General features: G+C 65.5%; 18 protein-coding genes. 12 read left to right on the top strand and 6 right to left on the bottom strand.

Annotated elements, in window-relative coordinates:
* Nucleotides 1–177: 177 nt before the first annotated feature.
* The 4 genes from M1P90_RS13445 (at nt 178) to M1P90_RS13430 (ending at nt 8,206) form a co-directional block, all read left to right on the top strand.
* On the top strand, nt 178–1,281 hold the full coding sequence (locus M1P90_RS13445) for a quinone-dependent dihydroorotate dehydrogenase (RefSeq protein WP_483703167.1): 1,104 nt from the start codon (nt 178–180) through the stop codon (nt 1,279–1,281).
* 158 nt (nt 1,282–1,439) lie between these two features.
* A complete protein-coding gene (locus M1P90_RS13440; protein WP_483703166.1) occupies nt 1,440–2,330 on the top strand; it encodes a sortase in 891 nt (296 codons plus the stop codon).
* Between the two features lie 24 nt (nt 2,331–2,354).
* Nucleotides 2,355–4,256, top strand: a complete 1,902-nt coding sequence (locus M1P90_RS13435) for a hypothetical protein (protein ID WP_483703165.1) — start codon at nt 2,355–2,357, stop codon at nt 4,254–4,256.
* Nucleotides 4,257–4,888: 632 nt separating this feature from the next.
* Nucleotides 4,889–8,206 (top strand): PAS domain S-box protein, encoded by a 3,318-nt coding sequence (locus M1P90_RS13430; protein WP_483703164.1) that lies wholly within the window; start codon nt 4,889–4,891, stop codon nt 8,204–8,206.
* A gap of 123 nt (nt 8,207–8,329) precedes the next feature.
* Here the strand turns inward: M1P90_RS13430 and M1P90_RS13425 are convergent, their stop codons facing one another.
* Nucleotides 8,330–8,899, bottom strand: coding sequence for a methylated-DNA--[protein]-cysteine S-methyltransferase (locus tag M1P90_RS13425; RefSeq protein WP_483703163.1), 570 nt, complete (start codon nt 8,897–8,899; stop codon nt 8,330–8,332).
* Between the two features lie 289 nt (nt 8,900–9,188).
* Between M1P90_RS13425 and M1P90_RS13420 the strand changes: the two genes are divergently transcribed.
* Nucleotides 9,189–10,208, top strand: a complete 1,020-nt coding sequence (locus M1P90_RS13420; RefSeq protein ID WP_483703162.1) for a GHMP family kinase ATP-binding protein — start codon at nt 9,189–9,191, stop codon at nt 10,206–10,208.
* A 226-nt stretch (nt 10,209–10,434) separates the two neighbouring features.
* Here the strand turns inward: M1P90_RS13420 and M1P90_RS13415 are convergent, their stop codons facing one another.
* Nucleotides 10,435–10,800, bottom strand: a complete 366-nt coding sequence (locus M1P90_RS13415; RefSeq protein ID WP_483703161.1) for a hypothetical protein — start codon at nt 10,798–10,800, stop codon at nt 10,435–10,437.
* Between the two features lie 264 nt (nt 10,801–11,064).
* Here M1P90_RS13415 and M1P90_RS13410 point away from each other — a divergent pair, with 264 nt between their 5' ends.
* The 4 genes from M1P90_RS13410 (at nt 11,065) to M1P90_RS13395 (ending at nt 15,400) form a co-directional block, all read left to right on the top strand.
* Nucleotides 11,065–11,946 (top strand): zinc metalloprotease HtpX, encoded by an 882-nt coding sequence (locus tag M1P90_RS13410; protein WP_483703160.1) that lies wholly within the window; start codon nt 11,065–11,067, stop codon nt 11,944–11,946.
* 237 nt (nt 11,947–12,183) lie between these two features.
* Nucleotides 12,184–13,593 carry a GAF domain-containing sensor histidine kinase gene (locus tag M1P90_RS13405; protein WP_483703159.1) on the top strand — a complete coding sequence of 470 codons (1,410 nt, stop codon included), beginning with the start codon at nt 12,184–12,186 and terminating at the stop codon, nt 13,591–13,593.
* A gap of 143 nt (nt 13,594–13,736) precedes the next feature.
* Nucleotides 13,737–14,399, top strand: a complete 663-nt coding sequence (locus M1P90_RS13400) for a response regulator (protein ID WP_483703158.1) — start codon at nt 13,737–13,739, stop codon at nt 14,397–14,399.
* Between the two features lie 56 nt (nt 14,400–14,455).
* Nucleotides 14,456–15,400: a GNAT family N-acetyltransferase gene (locus M1P90_RS13395; RefSeq protein WP_483703157.1), complete on the top strand. Its 945-nt coding sequence runs from the start codon at nt 14,456–14,458 to the stop codon at nt 15,398–15,400.
* A 118-nt stretch (nt 15,401–15,518) separates the two neighbouring features.
* Here the strand turns inward: M1P90_RS13395 and M1P90_RS13390 are convergent, their stop codons facing one another.
* Nucleotides 15,519–17,354, bottom strand: a complete 1,836-nt coding sequence (locus M1P90_RS13390) for an FTR1 family iron permease (protein ID WP_483703156.1) — start codon at nt 17,352–17,354, stop codon at nt 15,519–15,521.
* A gap of 209 nt (nt 17,355–17,563) precedes the next feature.
* Between M1P90_RS13390 and M1P90_RS13385 the strand changes: the two genes are divergently transcribed.
* On the top strand, nt 17,564–18,268 hold the full coding sequence (locus M1P90_RS13385) for a metal-dependent transcriptional regulator (protein WP_483703155.1): 705 nt from the start codon (nt 17,564–17,566) through the stop codon (nt 18,266–18,268).
* 275 nt (nt 18,269–18,543) lie between these two features.
* Nucleotides 18,544–18,801, top strand: coding sequence for a hypothetical protein (locus M1P90_RS13380; protein ID WP_483703154.1), 258 nt, complete (start codon nt 18,544–18,546; stop codon nt 18,799–18,801).
* Nucleotides 18,802–19,038: 237 nt separating this feature from the next.
* On the opposite strand, the gene M1P90_RS13375 is transcribed toward M1P90_RS13380, so the two are convergent.
* The 3 genes from M1P90_RS13375 to M1P90_RS13365 all read right to left on the bottom strand — a co-directional run bounded on the left by M1P90_RS13375 (nt 19,039) and on the right by M1P90_RS13365 (nt 23,919).
* Nucleotides 19,039–20,265: an MFS transporter gene (locus tag M1P90_RS13375; RefSeq protein WP_483703153.1), complete on the bottom strand. Its 1,227-nt coding sequence runs from the start codon at nt 20,263–20,265 to the stop codon at nt 19,039–19,041.
* A gap of 43 nt (nt 20,266–20,308) precedes the next feature.
* Entirely contained in the window at nt 20,309–22,198 is a 1,890-nt protein-coding gene (gene mutL / locus M1P90_RS13370; RefSeq protein ID WP_483703152.1) for a DNA mismatch repair endonuclease MutL, read from the bottom strand.
* A gap of 284 nt (nt 22,199–22,482) precedes the next feature.
* A complete protein-coding gene (locus M1P90_RS13365) occupies nt 22,483–23,919 on the bottom strand; it encodes a Stp1/IreP family PP2C-type Ser/Thr phosphatase (protein WP_483703151.1) in 1,437 nt (478 codons plus the stop codon).
* Nucleotides 23,920–24,005: 86 nt separating this feature from the next.
* Here M1P90_RS13365 and M1P90_RS13360 point away from each other — a divergent pair, with 86 nt between their 5' ends.
* Nucleotides 24,006–26,033: a tRNA uridine-5-carboxymethylaminomethyl modification enzyme MnmG/GidA gene (locus tag M1P90_RS13360; protein WP_483703150.1), complete on the top strand. Its 2,028-nt coding sequence runs from the start codon at nt 24,006–24,008 to the stop codon at nt 26,031–26,033.
* The last annotated feature ends 157 nt before the right edge of the window (nt 26,034–26,190 follow it).

Here is a 26,190-nt window from a genome sequence, read left to right as displayed (position 1 = left end):
TGCAACAGGCGTATGCGATACGCCCCGGCGGCAACCTGCGAACATGCAAACCTGCAACAGGCGTATGCGATACGCCCCGGCGGCAACCTGCAACCTGCAACCTGCAACAGGCGTATGCGATACGCCCCGGCGGCAACCTGCAACTTGCAACCTGCAACCTGCAAACCTGAAACATTCATGCTGTATCGAATCATCAAACCGCTCTTGTTCCGCCTCGACGCCGAGCGCGCGCACACCCTGGTGAGCGGCCTGCTGCGCGCAGCCGGCGCAACGCCGTTGCCCGTGCTGCTTCGCGCGCTCGCCCCGCCCGACGACCCGATCCTGGCGACGCGTTGCGCCGGGCTCGATTTTGCGAACCCACTGGGGCTAGCCGCCGGCTTCGACAAGCGCGCCGCGCTGATTGGCCCAATGGCCGCAATGGGCTTCGGGCATGTCGAGCTTGGCACAGTCACGCCGCGCCCGCAGCCGGGTAACGAGCGCCCGCGCATGTTTCGCCTGCCAGAAGATGCCGCGCTGATCAATCGTTTGGGCTTCAACAGCCCCGGCATGGTTGCGGTTGCGCGCAATTTGCGGGCTTGGGGGCCGGGGGGCCAGCTCTTGGAAACCCCCAACCCCCAGCCCCCGATCATTGGCGTGAACATTGGCAAAAACCGCACGACGCCGCTGGAGCGTGCCACCGAAGACTACCTGGCCGCGTTTGTCGCGCTGGCGCCGCTTGCGAACTACGTGACGATCAACATCTCCTCGCCCAACACGCCGGGCCTGCGCAAGCTGCACGAGCGCGCCGCGCTGGAAGAGCTGCTGGGCGCGCTGGCATCCTGCAACGCCGGCCTGGCCCGGCCGCGCCCGCTGTTCCTGAAAGTCTCGCCCGACGAAACGTCCGAGCAGATCGAAGAAGTGGTGCAGGCTGGCAGCGCCGCTGGCATTGCTGGCTTTGTCGCCACAAATACGACGGTGAGTCGTAATGGGCTGCGCGGCGCGGCGGCGGGCGAAACGGGTGGGCTGAGCGGGCAGCCGTTGCTGGCACGCTCGCGGGCGGTGATCGCGCAGCTGTACCGCCTGACCGGCGGGCGCGTGCCGATTATCGGCGTAGGCGGTATTTCGAATGCCGACGATGCCTATGGCCACATTTGCGCCGGCGCGAGCCTGGTTCAGCTTTATACCGGGCTGATCTATGGCGGCCCAACGGTTCCGCGCGCGATCATGCAGGGGCTGGCGCAGCGGCTGCGCCGCGATGGCTGGGCTTCGGTGGCGGCTGCGGTTGGCAGCGCGCACGCCTGACACTACTGCTGACGGATCACTTTACACTCATGCCCCGCCTAATGCCACGATTCCTCATTAGTTACCTTTTTCCTATTGCAAGCTTGCCATGCCTAATGTATAATCGCCTGGAGGCAGCCGCACAGCGTGTGGGCAGGTGTGGCGCCTGAGGGCCGACCATGCCGAACCACGAACGTTCTCGCCGAATATCGCGCAAGCAAGCCGAACACGATCTGCTGGAAACGCTGATCGGCGCCCCACCGGCACAGCCCGAACGGCAGCTCGCCCCGATTGTATTGCGCTCGGCGAATGAGCAGCGGCGGCACGCATTGCAGGGCTTTCTGCTGCGTACCTGGGTCGACTCGATGTTGTTCTATGCCGAGCGCGTGGTTGTTGTGGTGGCGCTGCTGGTGTTTGGCTACTGGCTGTTCGATGGCCCAGTGCGCGACTGGCTGCACGAGCCCGAGCCGCCCGCCGCGCGCCCACTGGCAGTTGCCGCCGGGTCGGCCGCGCGCCTGAATGGCGCAGGAGCGGCAGCCCCGCGCAAAGCGCCGATTCTGCTGCCCTATACCACGGCGGCAATGGCCGCAACGCCGGTTGCCGATGAGTTTCTGGCGCCGCGCCAGGGTGTTATCGAAGGCCCGGCTGATGCCGCGCCGCAGCCAACCCGGCTTGTGATACCGGGTATCACGCTCGACACGCCGGTGAAAGAAGTGTTTGTGGTCGATGGCGCGTGGCAGGTGGCCGATTACGCAGCCGGCTACCTGAATGGCACTGGCCTGCCGGGCGGGCCGGGCAACACGGTGCTGGCGGGCCACGCCGGCCTGCGCGGCGCGGTCTTTCGCGACCTGGGCGCGCTTGGCCCGGGCAACGATATATTTCTCGATGCGGCTGGGCTGCGCTACCACTATCGCGTGCGCGAAACAATGAATGTGTGGCCGAACCAGATCGAAGTGCTCGATCCAACGGCTACGCCAACGCTTACGCTTATGACATGCACAAACTGGGATACCCAACGCCTGGTTGTTGTGGCCGATCTCGTCGACTCAAAGCCGTCTCCGCGCCCATAGCCGGGCACCACCGGGAGAAAATGAATGCAACGTTTTCGTACTTCTCGTAAACGACCTGGGCGCGGGCCGGCGCGCTGGACGTGGGTTGAGCTGGTGATGCTGGTGGCGGCCACGGCGATGATCATCTTCCCGCTGTACGCCGAGGCGTACCGCTGGGTCAACCCGCTGATCGCGCCCGCCGCGCCGCGCCAGAGCAATAATGGCGATGTGCTGCAGCAGCGCGCCACGCAAACCTCGCCGGCCGGCACAAACGTGCCAACCACCGCGCCAACGACTGCGCCCACAACCGGCCCAACAACTGCGCCGACGACCGCGCCAACGACTGGGCCAACCACCGCGCCAACGACTGGGCCAACCACCGCGCCGACAACCGCGCCAACAACTGGCCCGACGACGGCGCCAACAACTGGCCCGACAACCGCGCCAACCACAGCGCCAACAACTGGCCCGACAACCCCGCCAACCACAGCTCCAACACTGGCGCCAACCAACACACCGATTCCGGGCACGCCTACTGCGACCTTCACTCAGGTGCCTGGCGAACCGCCACTGCGCGTATTCAAAAGCGCTTCGGCCTCGCAATTGCTGCCAGGCCAGCAGTTTGAATATACACTGTCGGTGTTTAGCAACAGTGCCACCGCCACCAATGTGGAAGTGCGCGACCTGATCGACAGCCAGCTCCAGATTGTTCGAGCCACAGCAACCAAGGGTTCGTGTTCGGTTGCTGCGCCGACGGTGACCTGCAATGTGCCGGTGGCGAACAATCAGCCGGTTACCATCCATATTGTGGTGACGGTGGGTGGCGCGACGCAGCCGGGCCGCATCAGCAACCAGGCCAGCGCGCAGGATGCCCGCAGTTTTACGGCAGCATCCGACACCGTTACAGTGGATGTGATTGACGACACTGGCGCGCCCACTTCGGTGCTGCCAACCGTGACCGATGGTCCCAGCCCAACCGCAACCACCGAGCCAACAGTTGGCCCCAGCCCAACCAACGGTCCCAGCCCAACCACTGGTGGTGGTGGCTCCAATCCCACTGCAACGAAAACTTCGGGCGGCGGCGGCGGTGGAGGCGGTGGAGGCGGTGGAGGCGGTGGCGGCGGTGGCGGTGGCGCGCCCCAGCCAACCTCGCCGCTGCTGCCGCCTTTGCCGCCCACGCCACGCCCAGGCGCAGCGCGCCCAACCGCGCGCCCGGCCACGCGCGCAACCGCTGCTCCGGCGGCGGCCAGCGCAACTGCGGCAGCTGCGGCCAGTGCAACGGCCACAAGCGCGCCCACGGCAACGCCGCTGAACACCTACTTCCGCATGGCCAGCGACTGGGGCAGCGCCTTTGTTGGGCAGGAAATCAACTATGTGATCGCCTTCCGCAACTCGCAGCAGAGCGGCGACCTGAAGAATGTGCGCATCACCAGCGCCATGCCCGATAACCTGGAAATCCTTGGGCAGAAATCTGACACCGGCGATGCGCAGCGCCAGGGCAACCTGATTACGCTGAACCTGGCTTCACTCAATGCGCAAAAGGGTGTTGAGATCGCCATCCGCGCCAAGATCAAAGACGGCGTGGAAGTGGGCACGCGCCTGGTCAGCCAGGCCGAAGCCACCTACGATGGCCTGGCCGCGCCCTTGCAGTCGAACGTCGTGACGGTGCTGATTGTTGGCGAGCAGCTTGGCCCGGTGGTGCAGGCCGCCACGCCCGGCAGCACCGCCACAGCCACCAGCACGGCTTCGCCCACGGCCGGCGCGGCGGCAACGGCCACGGTTGCGCCAACCACCGCGCCGACGGTGCAGCCAACCGCCACGCCCAAGCCATCCGCGCCCGAACTGCCGGCAACCAGCACGGGAGTGCCACTCTCGGGCTTTGCACTGCTGGGCCTGACACTGCTGCTTCGCACCGTGCGCCTGCACCGCGAGCAGACGCGCATCTAGCGCACACTAACAAGGCAGAAACGGCGGCGCGCAAACATCGGTTTGCGCGCCGCCGTTTTTGTTGCGGGTATGATACTACCTCCATTTGATCACTTTTGTTTTCTGGTGCTGCGAAGCTGCCCCCGAACCCCCACGGTGTGCAAGTATTCTTGCGGATTTGGTACGACAAGTATTTCTGCCATGTGCCAGGCTGAAGCCGCTGTGCTCTGAGCGGTGCCCGCGGCACGGATTTGGCAGGAACATCCATCACACCCTTTGTTCACGCCTTGCCCACTACACGCAAAATTTCTGCTATACTTGCGCCAGGTATAAACGCTACAGGTACACATCTCGGCGGCGGGCTTCCGAAGCATCCAAACTGCGTTGCTATTCGACCGAGCTTGAGCAAGCCGGGCATACTGAACGCTGGCTTCTGACTTCTGAACGCTGCTCGAACAGCAATCCCCGTGGTCGCGTAGGCAGACAATCCAAACTGCCACGTTCCGCTATTTCCCTGCCATAATCGGCACGCATATATTGCTCAAATTGAAACTCGTGGCACTGCCCCGCCAAATAGCATTGTTTTGCTGTGCCATTGTTCGCTGTGCCCGGTAGTATCAATAGCACCGCTACTGCTCTGTGTGGAGGCTGCAATGGATGGTTTCAAGCGCAAGCATGGTGAACCTGGCGCCGCCGATCCATCTGTACTGGAACAAGTGCTCCGCCAAAGTTCGCTTGGCCCAACCGCCTGGTTCGACGTCGTCAGCGATGCGGTGATCGTCACTGGCGCGGATTGGACGATTCAGGCGTGGAACAAGGCAGCCGAAACGATCTATGGCTGGCCGCGCAGTGCGGCCCTGCGTATGCCCGCCCAAACTGTGTTGCGAGTGCTGCGCTACGAAGGTGGCCTGACCGACGCGGATGTGTACGCAATGCTGCTGCGCGATGGCGAATGGCGCGGTGTGGTCGTGCAGTGCACCCGCGATGCCCAGGAAATTGTGATCGAAAGCTCGTTGGAGGTGGTGCGCGACGAGCACGGCGCAATCGCCGCCACCATTGGCATCAACCGCGATATCACGGCACGGGTAGCGGCTGAACAAGCAAAGCTGCAGCTGGAACAACGGCTCAGCCTGCTTCTGAACTATTTGCCGGTTGGCATCAGTATTCTGGATGAGCAGCACAAGCTGATCTATACCAACCCGGCACTTGAGCGCTTGCTGGCCTTCGGTGAAGATAAGCTGCGCGCCGGCGCGCATCTGACACGCTCTCACCTGCATTCAGATGGCAGCGCAATGCAACTGAGCGAAAGTGTGAGCGCGCGCGCAGCCGCTGAGCAGCACGCCGTACAGCAGGAAGTTGGCATGGTGCTGAAAGGTGGCTACACGCGCTGGATCGATATTCACGCCGTGCCGCTGGATGTGCCTGGGTGGACAGTCGCGTCGGTTGTGACCGATATAACGGCTCGTGTTGAGGCCGAGCATGCTGTGCGCGCAAGCGAAGAACGCTGGCGCGCGATTGTCGACAACAGCGCCGATGGCGTGGTGCTCGTCGGGCGCTCTGGCAAGATCACGTATGTGAGCAGCACCGTCACTGAATTGCTGGGCTACAGTGAAGAAGAATTTCTCGCGCTTTCATATAAAACGATGACTCACCCCGACGACCTGCCCGCGCTTGTCGCAATGCGCGAGCAGGTGGTTGCCACAGCGGGTGCGCGCGCGCAGCTTGTTTCGCGCACGCGCCACCGCGACGGCACGTGGCGCTGGATCGAGCGCAGCGTAGTGAATGCGCTCGACAACCTTGCGATTGGCAGCGTGATTGTGAGCTTCCGCGATGTGACGGCGCGCATCGAAGCCGAGCAGGCGCTGCGGGCCAGCGAATTGCGCTACCGCGCGCTGGCCGAGAACTTCCCGAATGGCGCGGTGCTGCTGTTTGATCGCGACCTGCGCTACACCCTGGCGGATGGGCAGGGCCTGGCAGACGCTGGTATCAAGGCGCTCTTCCCCGGCGCGACGGTGTGGGAAGCGCTTGGCCCACAGTTGGGCGGCGAGATGGAGCCGCTGTATCGCGCGGCGCTGGCTGGCACGCCACAAATGGTCGATATGCCAGTGGGCGAGCGAGTCTACCGAACCTACGTGCTGCCGATCACCAATGCTGATGGCGTAATCGACAGCGGCATGGTGATGACGCAGGATATCACCGCCCAGGTGGGCGCCGAGCGGGCGCTCAAGCGCGCCAATGCGCGCCTGCACGTGCTTGCCGATGCGTCGCGTGTGTTTGCCGCCGTGGATGCCAACGAGCGATCAGTTCTGGAAGCGGTGGCGCGTACCATGGGCCAGTATATGCGCGCTGGCACCTTTATTCGCCTGATTTCCGACGATGGCCTGTGGCTGACTGCTGTGATTATTGATGACCCCGACCCCACTATGCATGCGCTGCTGCAAACACACCTTCTTGGTTCGCGTGTGCGCCTTGATGGCCCGCACCCGGCGGCAATTATGATAGGTAAAAAGCAAGCCTTGCTCATTCAGCAGGTTGATCTCGACAATTTGCGGCAGGCGTTCGATACACCTGCCAAAGATGCTTTTGCTTTTTTTCAGCCGCACACGATGGTGCTCGCGCCCTTGCGCAGGGACGGGCAGTTGATTGGCTCGCTGGCGTTCTGGCGGCACGATCCTGCACTTCCCGCCTTTACGCCCGAGGATCTGCGCCTGGCCGAAGACCTGGCCGACCGCGCCGGGCTGGCCTTGCGCACCGCCCGCCTGATTGTCTCGCTGCGCGACGAAGTCGATGCGCGTGTGCGCGCCGAGGTTGCGCTGACGGCCGAGCACGCCCGCGTGATTCAGCTGAAAGACGAATTTCTGGCGGCAGTGTCGCACGAGCTGCGCACGCCGCTCGTGTCGGTGCTGGGGCAGGCCGAGCTGCTGCTGTATGGCGTGTATGGCGAACAGCCGCCCGCACAAGTTCAGGCGCTGCGGACGATCGAGCGCAACGGCCGCCAGCTGCTGGCGCTGATCAACGATATTCTCGACTACACCAAGTTTGAGTCGGGACGAGCAGAATTGGACTGCCAGCCGATTGAAGCTGCCGCGCTGTGCCAGCATTGCATCAAGGAAATTATGCCAACCGCGCTCGCCAGGCAGATCGCGCTCAGCAGCGAGCTCGACCCGGCGGTGGCAATGCTGTGGGCCGACGGGCGGCGCCTGCGGCAGATTTTGAGCAACTTCCTTTCGAACGCGGTGAAGTTTACCCCGCCGGGCGGCAGCGTGTCGCTTGCGGTGCACGGCGATGCGGCCATGCAATGGGTGACGTTTGCAGTAACGGACACCGGGATCGGAATTGCAGAGCGCGATTTCGGGCGCTTGTTCCGGCCCTTTGGCCAGCTCGACAGCCGACTGAACCGCTCGTATGAGGGCACCGGGCTCGGGCTGGCGCTGGTGCGGCAGCTGGCCGAGGCGCACGGCGGCAGCGTGGCGATGGAAAGCGTGCTCGGGCAGGGCAGCCGTTTCAGCGTGACGCTGCCCTGGGATTTCGCTGCCCAGGGCAGCCCCACCCCTGCCCCGCCCGCAGTGCCATTGCCGGTGCTGGGCGCGCCGCCAGTGGCACCGCTTATATTCGTGGCGGAAGATACCGCCCCGGCACATATGCTGCAAAAAACATTACTGGCGGCGGGCTGCCGGGTGGCGGTGGCGCGGAATGGCCATGCGGCACTTGAGGCGGTGCAGCGCCAAAAGCCGGCGCTGGTGCTGCTCGACATGCAGCTGCCGGGGAAACATGGGCTGGAGCTGCTGGAGCAACTGCGCGCCGAAGCCCTGCTCCAGCAGGTGCGGGTTATCGCGCTCACGTCGGTGGTGATGCCCGGCGACCGCGAGCGCTGCCTGCAAGCCGGCGCGCATGCCTACCTGCCCAGGCCGGTTTCTGTTGCGCGCCTGCTGGCCGCGATTGCCGAGCAGCTGGGCCATTCAGAAAGCTAGGCCGGCTTGTCGGAAATTTCGTTGCTGGGTGTGACCAAAGGCGAAGGACGAAAGATGGAAAGACCAACTTGGCTTCGCCCTTTGCAAGCAGAAATGAACGCCGGCCGAGTTAGCCTCGTGTGTTCATCCCTGCGCTTCCAGCTCCAGCAGGCGCTGCTTGGTTGCCAGCCCGCCGCCATACTTCACCAGCCGCCCGTCTGCGCCAAGCAGCCGGTGGCATGGCACCAGAATCGGCACCGGGTTTGCGCCATTCGCCGCGCCCACCGCCCGAAACGCGCGCGGCGCGCCCACTGCCTCGGCCACTGCTGCATAGCTGCGCCGCTCGCCATAGCCCACATGGAGCACCGCTTCCCACACCCGCCGCTGAAACGGCGTGCCATGCAGATCGAGCGGCACGCTGAACGCGCGCAGCCGGCCGGCAAAATAGGCGTCGAGCTGCGCGGCCAGCTCGGCCAGGCGCGCATCTTCCGACATAAGCGCCGCAGCCGGCGCCCAGCGCTGCCGCCACTGCTCGCAGGTGGCGGGGTCGTCGGTGGGGAAGCTCAGCCGCGCCAGCCCGCGCCGCGTGAATACGGCGTGGTAGCGCCCGGCGCTGGTTTCCACCGCGCCAATTGTCAGCATGTTGTCCATGTGTGTATTGTACGCGAAGTTGCGTTGCGTGGTGCTGGTCAGCGCGGCTGAATACTCTGGCAATAAAGTTCTTTTATACGAGCGGGTAAGCTTCCAGGAAGCTATTACAAGGAAAGTTATTTGCCAGATAGCAGAACAATTGACCACTCATGCACTGGCAAGAAACGCGTTGGAGCGCGGAAAATGTAACTGCCAACTGCATCCTGCCAACTGCAAACTGCTATAACCCCCGCCCCGAAAGCGCCACCGGGCGGCGCGTTCGCCTGTGCTATACTAGCGGACTTGAAACGCCGCCAGCGCGCCAGGTGCGCGCGCTCGCGCGGCCGCACCAGAATACACAACGAGGATACCTATGCGAATCTATAAGGCCAAGGCGCCCATGCGGATCGGCTTTTTTGGCGGCGGCACCGACGTGAGCCCCTACGCCGAAGAGTTTGGCGGCAAGGTGCTGAACTGCACGATCGACAAATATGTGCGCTGCATGCTGCGCCCAAGCAGCGACGGCGGCCTGACCATCCGTTCGCTCGATCTGGAAGAAGTCAGCCGCAATGTCACTGGGCAGTGGCATGGCCGCCTGACGCTGCCGCAGGCCGTGCTCGACGCCATGCCGCCAGCCGAGGGCGTGGAAGTGACGATGTTCTCGGATGTGCCGCCCGGCAGCGGCCTGGGCTCGTCGTCGGCGCTGGTCGTCAGCATGCTCAAGCTGATCTGCACCGCCTACAACATTCCCACCGACCCGCACAACCTCGCCGAGCTGGCCTACCGCATCGAGCGCGTCGATATGCGCATCCCTGGCGGGCGGCAGGATCAGTACGCCGCCGCCTTTGGCGGCATGTGCGTCTACCACTTCGGCGGCAAGCAGGTGATCGTCGAGCCGGTGCTGAACGACCCGGCCGCACTGCTGGAGCTGGAAAGCTGCCTGATGATCGGCTATATCGGCGACCGCACGCTGCTGCGCCACCACCTGATGGAAGATCAGGTGCGCCGCCTGAAGGAAGGCGACACGCTGCGCTACCACGACGAAACCAAAGCGTTTGTGGACGAATCGGTCAAGCTGCTGCGCGCCATGAAAATCGCTGAGTTCGGGCGGCTGCTGCACGACGCCTGGGAGGTCAAGAAGGCGTTTTCGCCCTATATCGCGCCGCCAATTGTGGAAGATATTTACGCAACGGCGCGGGCGCATGGCGCGTGGGGCGGCAAGATCACCGGCGCGGGCGGCGGCGGCTTTATGGTCTTCGCCTGCCCGTTCGACCGGCGGCTGGAGCTGGAGCGCGCGCTGGAAGCGGCGGGCGTGCGGATGCGGCCGTTCTCATTCACCACGCAGGGCGTGCATGCCTGGGGTGTCGACGTGAGCGAGAAAGGCGCGAACTAGGGGAGTGTTGAGTTTTGAGTGTTGAATGTTGAGTTGCGGAACCGCAGAACCGCATGAGGGTTCAGAGTCTGGGTTTTTGGGTTTGCAACCTACAACATTCAAACATGCAACATTCAAACCTGCAACCTTCCAACCTTCCAGCCTGCAACCTGCAACCTGCAACCTTCCAACCTGCAGCCTGCAACGTTCAAACCTGCAACCGGTGGTGATCTGCTTCGTCGCTCGCCTAGCCATCAAGCTGCCGGCGTCGGCGTTCCATGTGCCACCAGGCCATGCGCCGGCGCTGACGCGAAAACTGCTGCTGCGCGCACAGCGCCCAGCGCCCCACCGGCCCCAGAAGCGGCAGCCGCACACCCGCGCGGCGGCGCAGCTGCCGCTTGACTTGCACTGCCGCCCAGCGCAGCGCTACGCTGCGTCGCCCCACCAGCGCGATGCCGGGGAACAAGAGCGGCAGGCCCGGAATTATTGGCAGAATAACGCCCAGCACGCCAAAACCGATCAGGCACCAGCCCAGCATCGGGCGGAGAAGCGGCCATGTGCGCGCCCAGCTGGCGCGAATCAGCGCTTTGGCGGCGGGAAGAGATGCGATCATAGCGCTCGCTGCAATGCATGTGTGCGAATGGGTGAGCGCCGGCGGCTGCGTCGTTGGAGCGCCGGCTGCCGCACCGCTCGTAGCCACTATACCCCGGGCGCGCGCCGCCGCCTAGGGCAGCTCGTCCTGCGCTGGCGGGGAAAATTCCCCTGCTGTAACGGGAGGAAATTCCTCTTGCCCGCCCGGGAGTTCTGCTCTTACCGGCGCGGCCATAAGCATCTATGCTGGGAGCAACACAGTTTTGTTGTGAAAGGCTCCTGGCATATGCTACGCAACTCTCTGAAGCTCACCGCGCTGCTCACCGCACTGACCGTGATCTTTATGCTGATCGGGCGCGCGATTGGCGGCACCGGCGGCCTGCTGCTTGCGGGCGGCCTGGCCGTGGCCATGAACTTCGGCACGTACTGGTTTTCTGACCGCCTGGTGCTGAAGATGAGCGGCGCGCGCCCGGCCCACCCCGGCGAAGCGCCCTGGCTGCACGAGATGGTCGCGCGGCTGGCCGAGCGCGCCGGCCTGCCCATGCCGAAAGTCTATGTGATCGAAAGCGAAACGCCCAACGCCTTTGCCACCGGCCGCAGCCCGAACACTGGCGTCGTCGCCGTCACCACCGGCATCACGCGCATCCTGACGCGCGACGAGCTGGCCGGCGTGATTGCGCACGAGCTGGCGCATATCAAGCACCGCGATACGCTGCTCTCGGCGGTGGTGGCGACTTTTGCGGGCGCCATCGCAATGATCGCAAATATCGGGCAGTGGGCGCTGATCTTTGGCGGGCTGGGCGGCGACGACGACGAAGAAGGTGGCGGCCTGTTCGGCAGCCTGCTGCTGATTATCGTCGCGCCAATCGCGGCTACGCTTATTCAGCTTGGCATCTCGCGCGCCCGCGAGTTCCAGGCCGACGCGGGCGGCGCGCGCATTCTGGGCGACCCGCTGCCGCTGGCGAGCGCGCTGGAAAAGCTGGAATGGGCGGCGCAGCGCGTGCCAATGCAGACCAGCCCGGCCACCGCGTCGCTGTATATCGTCAACCCGCTCAGCGGGCGCAGCCTGATGAAGCTGTTCAGCACCCACCCACCCACCGCCGAGCGTGTGGCGCGCTTGCGGGCGCTGGCGCAGGGGGGAGCGCAGCCCGCCGCAGCGCGTGGGTAGTTCGCTCTCAAGAGAGATGTTCGGAAATGAACCACCAAGACACCAAGACACCAAGAAGAGCACTCTAAAGCCTTGGTGTCTTGGTGTCTTGGTGGTTAACGTACATGCTGGTCGGATAATGCACTCGGATCTCATATTCACAAGCACAGCGGGGAAACAGCGCATGTTTCCCCGCTTGGCGTGCCGCCGCGAAGTTCGGTACAATAGCGGCGCGAGGAACAGCTGAAAGGCGAACGTGTGAAACCGGCTGCCCCACCCCCATCCGCAGAGCTGCGCTGGCGTTTGCCGCTCCAGCTGCGCTGGCCGCTGGCCGCCGCAATCATGTTCGCGTTTGCGCTGGGCCAGCTTGCCGAGGCGCTGCTGCTGGGAAGCGCAAACCCGCCCGCTCGCATGCTGATGGACGTGCTGGCCTGGGGCGTGCTGGGCGGCCTGGCGGTGTGGATCAGTCTGACCTGGGTGAGCCGGCGCGAGCAGCACTACCAGGCCACGCTGGAGCGCGCGCTCCGCGAGCAGCAGGCGCTGAATAACCAGCTGCAGCGCGCCAACAGCCAGCTGGAACTGCTCAGCGCGGTGAACCGCCAGATCGCCGATTCGGCCACGCTGGACGAAATTCTCGACGCGGCGCTGATCTTCCCGCAGCGCTTAGTGCCAGCGCATGCCGCCGCGCTGCTGCTGTACGACCCGGCTGGTCCAATTGTTGCCCGCGCCGAGGGCGCACCCGCCAGCGAGATCGCTGCGTGGCGGGCGCGGCTCATTGGCACGCCGCCCGAGCATCAGCGCATCCCGGCGCTGCTCGCCGCCGCCGACCCGCCCTGCCTGATTGTGCCGCTCCACGACGGTGTTGCGCCGCTTGGCCGCGTGGAGCTGTACGTAGAATCGGCCACGCAGCTCCCCGCCGACGAGCTGGCGCTGCTCGAAACCATTGGCAGCGAGCTTGCCGAGGCGATTGTTGGGGCGCGCCGCCGCGCCCGCGAGGCGCGCGCGATCTACCAGCTCGAGCAGGCCATTGCCGACGAGCGCGCCCGCATCGCCCGCGATATTCACGATGGCCTGGCGCAAACCCTGGCCTTTCAGCGCATGCGTGCCGACCTCTGGCTCGACTGGATCGGCAGCGACCCCGAGCGCCTGCGTGGCGAGCTGCGTGGCTTCAAGCAATCGCTGCGCGAGCAGATTGTCGAGCTGCGGCGCGCGATCTTTGCGCTGCGGCCGGTGCAGTTCGACGACCTGGGTTTTGCGGGCGGGCTGCATCGCTACATCGCCGAGTTTGCCGGCCAGCAGGGCTGGCAGACGCAGATCGACCTGGCCGGCCTGCCCTCGCCGCTCGATCCTGGCCTGGAGGCAAGCTGCTTCCGCATTGTGCAGGAAGCGCTGAACAATGCCGCCAAGCATGCTGGCGCGCGCCATGTTGCCGTGCTGGTCGAGCTGATCGACGGCGGGCTGCGCATCAGCGTGCGCGACGACGGGCGCGGCTTTGAGCCGGGCGAACCAGCAGCAGACCGCGTCGGGCTGCGCCAGATGCACGAGCGCCTGAGCGCGCTGCGCGGCCAGCTCACGGTGCTTTCACGCCCCGGCGCGGGCACCGAGCTGCGCGCCTGGTTACCGCTCGAACGCCCGCATGGCGGCGCGGAAATTCCACCCGCTGAGTAGATGAGGATGCTCTGGAAAATAATTTTCTGCGCTCAGCTTCCTGGAAGCTCAGGCCGGTTTTTCATTAACCTGATAACCAGATTAGCTTCCTGGAAGCTTGCCTGTTATATTAAAGAACTTATTTTCCAGATAATGAGGTTGCTATGGCTGGCACGCGTTTGCTTCTCGCCGATGATCACCGCATGTTCCGCCAGGGCCTGCGCGAGCTGATTGAGCGCAAAACCGAATTTGTGGTGGTGGGCGAGGCCAGCACCGGCACCGAGGCGCTGGCGCTGGCGGCCGCGCTCCAGCCCGACATCGTGCTGCTCGACATCCAGATGCCCGGCCTGGATGGCGTGTCGGTTGCGCGCCAGCTTGCGCAGACGCACCCGGCGATCAAGCTGGTGATGCTGACCATGTACCGCCAGGATCAGCATGTGATCGAGGCGATCCGCGCTGGCGTGCGCGCCTACCTGCTGAAAGACGCCGACGCCGAGGAGCTGATCGATGTGCTGGAACGCGTGCAGCGCGGCGAGGCGGCGCTCGATCCATCCATGACCGCGCGCGTGTTTGACGAAATTCGCCGCGCCGACACGACCCGCCCCGACAACGACGCGCTCACGCCACGCGAGCGCGAGATTGTGCAACTGCTGGCCGAGGGCCACGACAACCGCGCCATCGCGGCGCGTCTGCACCTTTCGGAAAAAACTGTCGGCAACCGCATGAGCGAAATTTTTCAGAAGCTCGGCGCTAGTAACCGCACCCAGGCCGCCATGATTGCCATCCAGCGCGGCCTGGCCGTGGTACCGCAGCCGCCCGCCGAGTAACCTCCGCGCTGCGCCAAGCGTCTGTTTCTGCAGCAGACTGCGCAGAAAGGATACCCATGAGCACTGTGACGATTCGCCCGCCCACGCCCGCCGACGTCGACGCAATTGTCGACCTGATCAACGCGGCGTCGCTGGCCGAGGGCGGCACGCCCGATATGACCGCTGCAATCATTCGCGGCGACTGGGCCGAAAGCAATTTCGACCTGGCGAATAATGCCTGGCTGGCGCTCGGTGCCGATGGCGCGGCGCTGGGCTACGAGACGCTGTTTTTCGAGCCGGAAGGTAAGGTTGAGGTGGATGGCTATGTCCACCCGGCGCATAAATACGCGGGCATTGGCACGCAGCTTTTGCAGCGCGCCGAGGCACGCGCCCGCGCACAGCTTGCCGCAGCAGACCTTCCCGCGCTCACAATCCACGGCGCGATCGAGGCCGAAAATGCGGCGGCGCAGGCGCTGTTCGACAGCCTGGGCTACGCCACAGTGCGGCATTTCTGGCGCATGGAGCTGGCCATGGATGCGCCGCCGCCCGCGCCGGTGTGGCCAGCCGGCGTTGCGGTGCGCGCCTTCCGCCCGGCCGACGAGCGGGCCGTGCACGCGACCGTGCAGGAAGCCTTTCGCGACCACTGGGGCTCGTCGCCAACCCCGTTCGAGGAATGGCGGCAGACTGCGATGGGCCGCGAAGATTTCGACCCGGCGCTGTGGTTTTTAGCGTATGATGGCGCCGAGCTGGCGGGCGTGGTGCTGGGCTACCCGCGCACCGCCGAGCTGGGCTGGGTGCGCAACCTGAGCGTGCGGCGGCCCTGGCGGCGGCGCGGCCTGGGCCTGGCGCTGCTGCGGCAGGCCTTTGGCGCGTTCTACGCGCGCGGGCTGCGCACCGCCGGCCTGGGCGTGGACGCGCAAAACCCCACTGGGGCAACGCGCCTGTACGAGCGCGCTGGCATGGTGGTTGCCGAGCGCTACGCCCACAAAGAAAAGCAGCTTGGCCGGGAAGCAGACAAATAGCCACAGAGCCCACCGAGGTTTCGCTAAAAAACGCACGACGCCGGTAAAAGCGTCGTGCGTTTATCGTACTGATGCGATGAAGTCGCAAGCTCCTGACCCCTGTCTCCTGTCTCCTCGTCTACGCCACCGCTGGCGTACCCACGGCGCGGGCGCGGCGCTCCTGCGCGCGCAGGTAGAAGAAGACCGCCAGCGCCGCCGCCAGCAAGAGCAGCTGCGGCAGCAGGGTCTGCCATGTCAGGTAGATGCCGAAGAACTCCAGCACCGCATTCGATTCGCCGCTGCCGATGGGCGAGCTCGGCAGCACATCGGCGACTTGCAGGGCGTGCAGGCCGGTGCCGACGAACTTAAAGCCCAGGTAGTACACCAGCAGGCCAGCCACGCGGAAGAAGGGCCGCAGCGGCAGCTTCACGCCCACCACCAGCATCAGCACCGCAACCACCGCCAGAATGGCCGCGCCCGCGCCAAAGCCCAGCAGCAGGTCGCGCATGCTGATCGACGGGGCCATGCCGAGGTAGAAAACTGCCGTCTCGGCACCTTCGCGGAATACCGCCAGAAAGGCCAGCAGCGACAAGCCAACCATGCTGCCGCGTGCCAGCGCCTGGGTTGTTCGCGTGTCGATGTACTTTTTCCATGCGCCCAGGCTGGCCTTGCTATGGAGCCAGTAGGAAACGTAGAATAGCAGCGCGGCGGCCACCAGCCCGGTGACACCCTCGATCAGCTCGCGATTGCGCCCGGCGCTGACCGTGCTGAAAATCGCTTGCAGCGCCAGCGCCGCGCCAATGCTGGCCAGCACGCCCAGGCCCGCGCCGGCCCAGATCCAGCCGCGCTTGTCGCTGTTGCCCGATTTGCGCAGAAAGGCCAGCAGCGCAACCACCACCAGCAATGCTTCCAGGCCCTCGCGCAGAATGATCAGCGCGGCGTCGAGCGCGGTGTAGGAGCTCTCGATCGTGTAGGGCGTGAGCGTGCTGCGGATGCTCGCCAGCGCCGCGCTGGCGGCGGCAGTGTCGGCGGGCTCGGCGCGCAGGGCAGCGCTGGCCTGACCCAGGCTGGCTTCAATCGCTTTGTAGTCGGCATCCGAGCGGGTGGCAATCGCGTCTTCGGCGGCGGGCCACGAGCGAATAAAGCCGGTGAACTCGCTGCGCGCTGTTGCAATGTCGCCGCCGGCCAGCGCCTGTTCGACCTCGCCAAGTGTGCCAAGCAGGCTGGCCGGTGTGATATCGGCAGCGGGGCTTGCGGCTGCGGCCGGGGCACCCGTAGCGGGCGCGGCTGCGATCCGGGCCGCCACTTCTTTTAGCTCCACATCCAGCTGGCTGTAGGCAGCCTTGGCGGTGGCCGGGTTGGGCGGCTGGGCAGCGACGGCGTCCTTCACCGCGTCGAGCGCGTTCTCGATATCGAGGTAGCCTTCGGGGTTTTGCGCGCGCACGCCATCTTCAAAGCTGGCCCAGATCGCATGCAGCTCTTCGTACTCGGCGCGCATCAGCTCAGGGCGATTGGCCTCGGCGGCTTCGATACCCTCGTTGGCGTGGTGGCTCAGCCCCAGCACCTGCGCGGCCAGGCCGCTGGTGGGGGTGGCAGCTGGCGCGGCGCCCAGGCGGTCGGCCACTTCGTTCAGCTCGGTGCCGAGCTGCGTGTAGGCAGCTTTGACGGCGGCCGGGTTGGGCGGCTGGGCGGCGACGGCGGCCTTCACCGCGTCGAGCGCGTTCTCAATATCGAGGTAGCCTGCGGGATCGTTGGCCTGTACCTCGCCTTCGAAGCTGCCCCAGATCGCGTGCAGCTCTTCGTACTCGGCGCGCATCAGCTCGGGGCGATTGGCCTCGGCGGCTTCAACGCCCTCGGTGGCGTGGTGGCTCAGGCCGCGCACCTGATCGGCAAGTGGTGGCGTTTCCGCCAGGGCTGGAACCGCCGTGAGGAGCATAAGCAGCAGGAGTGAGCAGAAGAACAGCGCCCGGCGCATAGGACCGCTCCTTCTCGGGCGACAGGCGCAAGCCTTGCGCGTGCGTCTGCGCTCGGCTATAATAGCCGCGCCATCGCCACAAATGTTCGTATATGCGAATAGCTCGTATTCGTAGCGTCGTATCGACGGCGTTAATATACGCTAATATACACAGTTTGTCAATGTAATACTGTCTAAACCCCGCAAGGCGCATATTGAAGGGTTAAACGATGCCAGAGGCACAGAAACATACCGCAACGCGGCGCCGCCACGGCCAGGAAGGGCCGACCGAGAAAATGCGCGAGTACCTGGAGGTGATCTACTACCTTTCGGCGCGCAACGAGCCGGTGATTGGCGCGCGGCTGGCCGAGTGGATGCATGTGACGCCGCCAACCGTCACGAATATCGTTCAGCGCATGGAAGATCAGGGCTATATTGCGCGCGATGGGCGCGGCGAGATCAAATTCACCGACGAAGGCTTTGCCATGGCCGAGGCGATGGTCAAGCGCCACCGTGTGCTGGAGCGCTTTCTGGTGGATGTGATGGGCATCCCGTGGCACAAAATCCACGAAGAAGCCGTGCGCCTGGAGCACAGCCTGTCGCCGCTGATGGAAGAGCGGATCGCCAGCCTGGTGGGTCAATCGACGACCTGCCCGCATGGCAACCCGATCCCGGGCAGCGGCGTGGGCTATGTGGGCAATTTGCGGCTGGATCGCGCCGAGCCGGGCAGCCAGTTCCGGCTGCGGCGGATTGTGGAAGAAGCCGAGGAAGATTCTGAGCTGATGCGCTATTTGCAGAATGCCGGCCTGACGCCGGGCGCGCGCTTCGAGGTCACCGACCAGTCGCCCTCGTATGGCGTCACGCTGCGCACTGGCCAGCAGACCATCACGCTTTCGCCGCAGATCGCGGGCGTGCTGTGGGGCGAGCTGGCGTAGGGCGTGAACCAAAGAACCGCAGAACTATGGAACTTGAACATAGCCTTTATGATTAGGGCCATGTCAACGCTGGGCTGGGAACGAGATCAATCCGCAGATGACGCAGATGACGCAGATATAAGGGCGCTAATCTGCATAATCTGCGTCATCTGCGGATCGATTGTGGAACTCTGATAGTGCCGTGTATAGATACCGTTCCTCTTCCCGAAACCGAGGCACCATGCTATAATACGCGCACCGCAGCGCGATAGTGTCTATACCTACAGGAGGTTCTCATGGGCGAGGCATTTCCGATTCTGGCTGGCTTGCTGATTGGCGTGCTGGTGCAGCGGATTGCGCGCGTGCAGCTGCGCGCGATTGCGCTGATTGTGCTCAGCGCGCTTGCTGGCACGCTGGCGAGCTTTATCAGCGGCGAGCTGTTTGTCAGCTGGGATTTCCTGTTCTTCGACATCCCGCTGGTGTTTGCCGCCGCCGTGGTTGCCGTTGTGCTGCTGAGCTGGTGGCAGCGCCGCCAGGCCACCGCAACGCGCTAAGCCCGCAATTTTTCGCTCGCACGGCCGGCTCGCCAGGGCCGGCTTTTCTGTGCCCAGGAGGCAGAACCGAACGGGCGTATTGCAATACGCCCAGACGGCAGAACCGAACGGGCGTATTGCAATACGCCCAGACGGCAGAACCGAACGGGCGTATAGCAATACGCCCAGACGGCAGAACCACGGAACCTGCAACCTTCAAACCTGCCACCCGCGAACCCCTGACTCCTGACCCCTCGCCTACGCCGCCGCCCGGGCACGCCGCATCCAGGGGTAGCACAGCAGCAGCAGCGCGCCAGCGGCAAAGGCCATGGCCGCGCCAAACACAAATGGCGCGCTGCGGCCCTGCGCGTTCCACAGGTAGGCCGCGATCAGGTTGGCCGGCAGCGTGGCAACGCCCGTCAGCGCGGTGAACCAGCCCAGCGCGGTGCCGCGCCGCCCGGCCGGCAGCAGATCGGCCACAAAGGCGCGCGCCACGCCCTCGGTGCCGCCATAGTAGAGCCCGTAGAGCAGAAACAGCACCGCGCTCTGCCATGTTTGCGTGGCCTGGCTCCAGCCGGTGTAGATCGCGCCAAACAGCAGCAGGCTGCCCGCCAGGATCGGCAGGCGGCCGATCTCGTCGCTGAGCGAGCCGAGCGGGATGGCGCACAGAGCATACACAATATTGAAGCCGGCATAGAACAGCGGCACCAGCGCCAGCTGCGCATCCAGGTCGTAGCTGCGCAGGAAAATAAACGAGTCGGACGAATTACCGAGCGAGAAGAGCGTCCAGATCAGCGTAAACACCCAGAAGCGCGCGCCCAGCGGCACCGCTGGCGCAGCCGCGCCAGCAACAGGCGCAGCCGGGGCGCGGTCGCGGGGCGGCTCGCGCAGCAGCAGCGGAATGATCAGAATGCCAATCACGCCGGGCACGACCGTCCAGAAAAACACTGCCGGCAGATTGCCGCCGGTGGCAGCCAGGATCAGCGAGGCGATCAGCGGGCCAAGCGCCGCGCCGGCGGTATCCATGGCGCGGTGGAAGCCAAAGGCCTTGCCGCGATACGTGGCTGGCACGCTGTCGGCAATAATCGTGTCGCGTGGCGCGCCGCGCACCGCCTTGCCCACCCGGTCGGCCAGCAGCAGCGCCAGGGCTGGCTGCCATGTTTGCACAAAGCCGATCAGCGGCTTGGCCAGGTTGCTCAGGCTGTAGCCAAACAGGATCATGGGCGTGCGGCGGCGCACGCGGTCGGTGCGGCGGCCCACCGCCACTTTCAGCACGCTGGCGGCCGCTTCCGAAAGCCCTTCGATCAGGCCGGCCAGCGCAAGCGGCGCGCCCAGCCAGTGCACCAGAAACAGAAAGCGCACTGGGATGAGCATTTCGCTGCTGATGTCGGTGAAGAAGCTGACCAGGCCGAGGACGACGACATTGCGGTTCAGGCCAGCGCGCCAGCCGGCGTCGGGCGCGGTTTCGATCGGTTCAGCGCTCATAGAATGCTGTGTGCTCGCGTGCTTGGCCGTGCGGGCCGGGCGGCTACTTGATGCGCCCGAACTGGCGTTCGAGCTGGCTGGTGCTGAGCAGGATCATGGTTGGGCGGCCGTGCGGGCAGGTGCGCGGCGCCTGGCATTGTTCGAGCTGCACGAGCAGCTGGCGCATTTCGTCGAACGAGAGCGTCTGGCCGGCACGGATCGAGCTGTGGCAGGCCACGGTTGTAAGCATGGCCTCGCGCCAGTCGTCGGGGGTGCTGCCACCGCGCCCATGCAGGTGGTCGGCCACTTCGAGCAGCGCGCCATTGAGCGTGCTGTCGCGCAGGCCGGCCGGCACGGCGCGAATTTTCAGGCTGCGCCCGAAATCTTCGATTGCAAAGCCCCATTCTTCCAGCGCGTCGGCATTGCTGAGCAGCAGGGCCTGCGCGGCGGGTGGCAGCTCGACCGTTTGCGGAATCAAGAGGTTCTGCTGGTCGAAGGCGGCCCCGCCGCGCTCGCGCATCAGGCGCTCGTAGGTCACGCGCTCGTGCGCGGCGTGCTGGTCGATCATGTACATGCCGTCGGGCGCTTCGGCGATGATATAGGTTTGCCCAACCTGGCCAACCACGCGCAGTGGCGGCAGGCGGTTCGGGTTGGGCTGCGGGGCCGGCGCGGGCGAAGGCAGGCCGGCATCGTCGAGCGCCCAGCGCTGCTCGTTGGTGGCTGCGGCGAAGTCGGGCGTGGTGAAATCGGGTGTAGCGGGCGCGTTCCAGTCGGGCGCACCGCCACCCGGCAGGCGATTTTCAGCGTCCCAGCCCCCACCGCCAAGCGGCCCGCGCTCGCCGCCCGGGCTGCCAATCTCGCGCTCCCAGCGGTCGCCCAGGCGGCGCAGCTCGAAGCGGCGCTGCGCAACATCGCCCGGCAGCGCGGCCGGGTCGTCCCACGGGCGCACGCCGCCGCCCTCGATCAGCGCCTCGCGCACGGCGCGGCCAAGCACGCTCAGCACGCGGGTGGTGTCGCGGAATTTCACTTCGCTCTTGGTGGGGTGCACATTCACATCGACCATGGAAGGATGCACGCGAATGTCGAGCGCGGCGACCGGGTGGCGGCCTTTCATCATCAGGGTATGGTAGGCTTCTTCGAGCACAATCGTGAGCTGGCCGCGCGGCTGGATGGCGCGCCGGTTCACAAACAGGTGAATCGCGCCACGCGAGCTGCGCGTCAGGCCGGGCGGCGACACCAGCCCGCGCACGGCCACGGCCTGCTCGTCGTCGCCGTGCGCGGCATCGACCGGCAGCAGCTGGCGCGCTACGTCGAGGCCATACAGGTCGATCAGCGCCTCGCGCATGTCGCCGCGCCCGCTGGTTTGCACGACCATGCGGCCATCGACCAGCATGGTGAAACGCACCTCGGGGTAGGCGAGCGCATACTGCGTCACAATCGCCGTAATCGCGCTGGCCTCGGTCGCTTCCGAGCGCAGAAACTCGCGCCGCACGGGCGCGTTGTAGAACAGGTTGCGCACGCTGAAGGTTGTGCCGGGCGAGCAGCCGCGCGCGCTGCGGGCCTGTAGCTCGCCGCCAGCGATGCGCAGCTCGGTGCCAAGTTCTTCATGGGCCGCGCGCGTCAGGCAGATCACCTGCGCCACCGACGCAATCGAGGGCAGCGCCTCGCCGCGAAAGCCCAGCGTCGCAATCGCCCACAGGTCGTCGGCGGCGCGCAGCTTGGAGGTGGCGTGGCGCTCAAAGGCCAGCTCGACTTCGTCGGCCGGGATGCCGCAGCCGTTATCCTGGATTTTCAGCTCGTGCAGGCCGCCGCCGCGCACCTCGACACTGATGCGCGTGGCGCCAGCGTCGATCGCGTTTTCCAGCAGCTCTTTGGCGACCGAGGCCGGCCGCTCGACGACCTCGCCGGCGGCGATTTGCGCGGCGACGGTAGGTTCGAGCACACGAATCGGCATGGTGGCATTTCCCGCTCGCGCAAGCGATCTTGCGCAGCACAGTGCGCTCGGGCGGCGGGCACGGAGCGCGTGGGCGAACAGATTTGCGAGGCTGTATTGTACCATATTCGCCGGCGCGGCGGGGGATGAGATGGGAGATGGGGAACACCATGTATCCGCAGATTGCGCAGATTACACAGATATAGGGCTTATTATCTGCGTCATCTGCGTCATCTGTGGATACATTTTTTAGGACGCAGCGCCGCGCTCTTCCCAACCCCACTCCCCAACTCCCACCCCCCGCGTTACGGCGCGGCGGTGGGCCCGGGCGTGAGTGGCGCAGCCGTGGCAGCCCCCGCAGGCGCGGCGGTGGCGGCGGGCGGGCTGGCAACCGTGGTTGCGGCAACCGGCGTGCTCACGGCGGTGCTGGCCGCCGAAGGCGCGGCAATCGCGGTGGCCGGCTGGGGGATGGTGTCGGGCGCAAGCACCGAGGGCGCGGCGAACAGAATAATGCCGATCAGCACGCTGAGCAGCACCAGCGCCAGCAGAAGGCCTGGCCAGTTCAGGCGCGGCTCGGGTGGTGGCGTGGCGGCGGGCGGCACAGTGGCCGGGGGTAGTGGCGCGGCAGCGGCAGGCGCAGGCGCGGCGGCGATTTCCTCGGCGACGGCCAGCTCGTCGGTGTCGCGCTCGGCGGTTTCCACGCGTGGCATGCGCCCCGTCACCGGCAGCTCAACCGTCACGCGCTCGTGCAGCTCGTCGTTCAGCGCGGGCGTGTCGCCATACCACTCCAGCGCGTCGACCTGTGCCATCACCACGGTGATGTTGTCGGTGCCGCCGCGGCTGTTCGCCAGATCGATCAATGCCTGGGTCGCCTCGTCGGGCGGCTGGCTTGTTACAATCGACAGAATCTCGGCGTCGGTGATCAGGCCGTGCATGCCGTCGGAGGAAAGCAGCACCACGTCACCAACCTGCAGTGGCAGGCGAAACATATCGACCGTGACCTCGGGCTGGTAGCCGAGCGCGCGCGTGATGACATTGCGGTGCGGCGAAAAGCGCGCCTGCTCGGGCGTGATCAGCCCCGCAGCAACCTGGTCGCTCACAAACGAATGGTCGCGCGATACCTGGCGGATCTCGCCGTCGCGGATCAGGTAGGCGCGGCTGTCGCCAACATTCGCCACATGCAGGGCATCGTGGTGCAGCAGCGCGGCCACGCCAGTGGTGCCCATGCTGCCCTGGCCACGCGCAAAAATCGCGCTGTTGGCCTGTTCGAAAGCCTGCACCAGCGCGAGCTGCCGGTCGTCGGCCGAGTCGCCATAATAGATCGCCAGGATCGTATCGATGCCGATCTTGCTGGCGACCTCGCCGGCCGCGTGGCCACCCATGCCGTCGCACACCACCAGCAGTTCGCCCAACTGCTCAGCGGGCGCGGCATCGCCAACACCATAGCTGTCTTCGTTGTGATCGCGTGTTTTGCCAACGTCGGTGCGGGCGCTGTGACGCAGCTTCATGAAGTCCCCCGAACTGGCTGGTGCGCTTGCTGAGCGGCAAGTATAGCATGGTCGCGTCATGGTGACAAGAAGCGCGCTTCGCGTGTATTTTGCTGGCTTGCGCTGCGCGATTGCCGTGGGGCTGAAGCCCTCGGCTTCTTTAGCGAAGGCCGCCTGCGCGGTCTTGTCGGAGCAGAGCGCCAGGGGCGTTTGTGTGCTAATAAACAGACAGCCCGCGAAGGCGGGCTTTGCCATAGCGAGCCCGCTCGTTCACGGGCCGGGCGGGGGGTGCGCAGCGCCATGCGATACAGAATTTTCTTCCAATGGTATAATTTCGGGCTATGATTCACGAAACACTCTACGACGTAATTGTGGTTGGCGCGGGCCACGCCGGCTGCGAAGCCGCCGCCGCCGCCGCGCGCGCGGGCAGCCGCACCCTGCTGCTGACGATCGACCTCGACAAGCTGGCGCACATGTCGTGCAACCCGTCGATTGGCGGGCCGGCCAAGGGCCATCTGGTGCGCGAGATCGACGCGATGGGCGGGCTGATGGCGCGCGTCACCGACGCCACCGCCATCCAGATTCGCCTGCTGAACGAGAGCAAGGGCCCGGCGGTGCAGGCGCTGCGCGCCCAGTGCGACAAACGGCTGTATGCCAAGGTGATGAAAGAAGCGCTGGAGGCCGTGCCAAACCTCGACCTCAAGCAGGCCATGGTCGAGCGGATTGTGCCCAGCGCCGAGAACCGAGAACCGGGAAGCGATGCGCGCTTCTCGGTTGTGACGCACACCGGGCGCGTCTACCAGGGCCGCGCGCTGGTGCTCACCACCGGCACCTTTCTGCGCGGGCGCGCAATCACTGGCGAGGCGATCTGGGGCGCGGGCCGCGCTGGCGAGGCCCCGGCCATGGCGCTGGGCGACGATCTGGCGGCGCTGGGCTTCCCGCTGGTGCGCCTGAAAACCGGCACGCCGCCGCGCATCGACGCCCGCACAATCGATTTCGCCCACACCGACCTGCAGCCCGGCAGCGATGTGCCGCTGTATTTTAGCCATTATTACGGGGGGCTGGGGTCTAGGGATTTGGGATTTGATTCGTCGTTCCCAAACCCTGAGCCCCAGACCCTAAACCCGGTCTTCTCCGGCCCACCCGCCGCCATCTACCCGCACGCGCAGCTCGACGGCTGGCGCCCGCAGTTGCCGTGCTACCTGGTGCACACCACGCCCGACTTCCACGCGATTATTCGCGCCAACATCCACCGCGCGCCCATGTTCAGCGGCGTGATCGAGGGCGTGGGGCCGCGCTACTGCCCAAGCATCGAAGACAAGATTGTGCGCTTTGCCGACAAAGAGCGCCACGGCATGTTTCTTGAGCCCGAGGGCTGGAACACCGCCGAGGTGTATGTGCAGGGCTGCAACACCTCGCTGCCGGAAGACGTGCAGTGGGCCATGCTGCGCAGCATCCCGGCGCTGCGCCAGGTCGAGCTGACGCGCGCGGGCTATGCGATTGAGTACGACGCAGTTGCCACCGGCGAGATCACCGCCGACCTGGGCGCGAAACGGCTGCCGGGCTTGTTTCTGGCCGGCCAGATCAACGGCACGACCGGCTATGAAGAAGCTGCCGCGCAGGGCTTGCTGGCCGGGCTAAACGCCGCGCGCTGGGCGCACCATTGTGCGCCCGTGATCCTGCGGCGCGACCAGGCCTATATGGGCGTGCTGATCGACGATCTGGTGACCAAGGAGATTCACGAGCCCTACCGCATGTTCACGTCGCGCGCCGAGCACCGCCTGTTGCTGCGCCACGACAACGCCGACCTGCGGCTGACGCCACTGGCGGGCGAGCTGGGTCTGGTGCCGGCCGAGCGCGTTGCGGCGGTGGAAGCAAAGCGCGAGCGCACGGCGGCGCTGCTGGGCGAATTGCGCGAGCGGCGGGTGTTCCCTTCCGCCGCCATCAACCAGCGCCTGGCCGAGCATGGCGTGGCCGCGCTGAGCAGCGAGATGTCGGCCGAGGAGCTGCTGCGCCGGCCCGAGGTGCGCTACACGCAGATTCAGCCCGCGCTCGATCTGCCCGCCGCCGCGCCCGAGGTGGCCGAGCAGGCCGAGCTGGAAGCCAAGTATGGCGGCTACCTCGCCAAGCAGCAGCGCGAAGTCGAGCGCGTGCGTAAGATGGAATCGCGCCGCATGCCGGCCGACTTCGACTATGCGGCGCTGCGCGGGCTGCGCAACGAGGCGCGTCAGGTGCTGGCGCGTTTCCGCCCGGCCACGCTTGGGCAGGCCAGCCGCCTGGCCGGCATCAACCCGGCCGACGTGGCGGTGCTGCTGGTGGCGCTGGAACGGCGCCGTCGCGCGCCAGCTACGCCTGCAAACGACCAGTGAGGAAAGACCAATTTACCACGAAGACACGAAGGCACGAAGGTACAAGAAGGACGCAGACACACGCGGAAGCTGATCTTCTACCACGAAGACACGAAGGCACGAAGGTGCAAGAAGGACGCAGACACACGCGGAAACTGCGGATTAGGGGAACAGAAAT

This window comes from Kouleothrix sp. 19917 (genome assembly GCF_057073505.1).
This window is presented reverse-complemented; position numbering and strand designations above follow the sequence as displayed.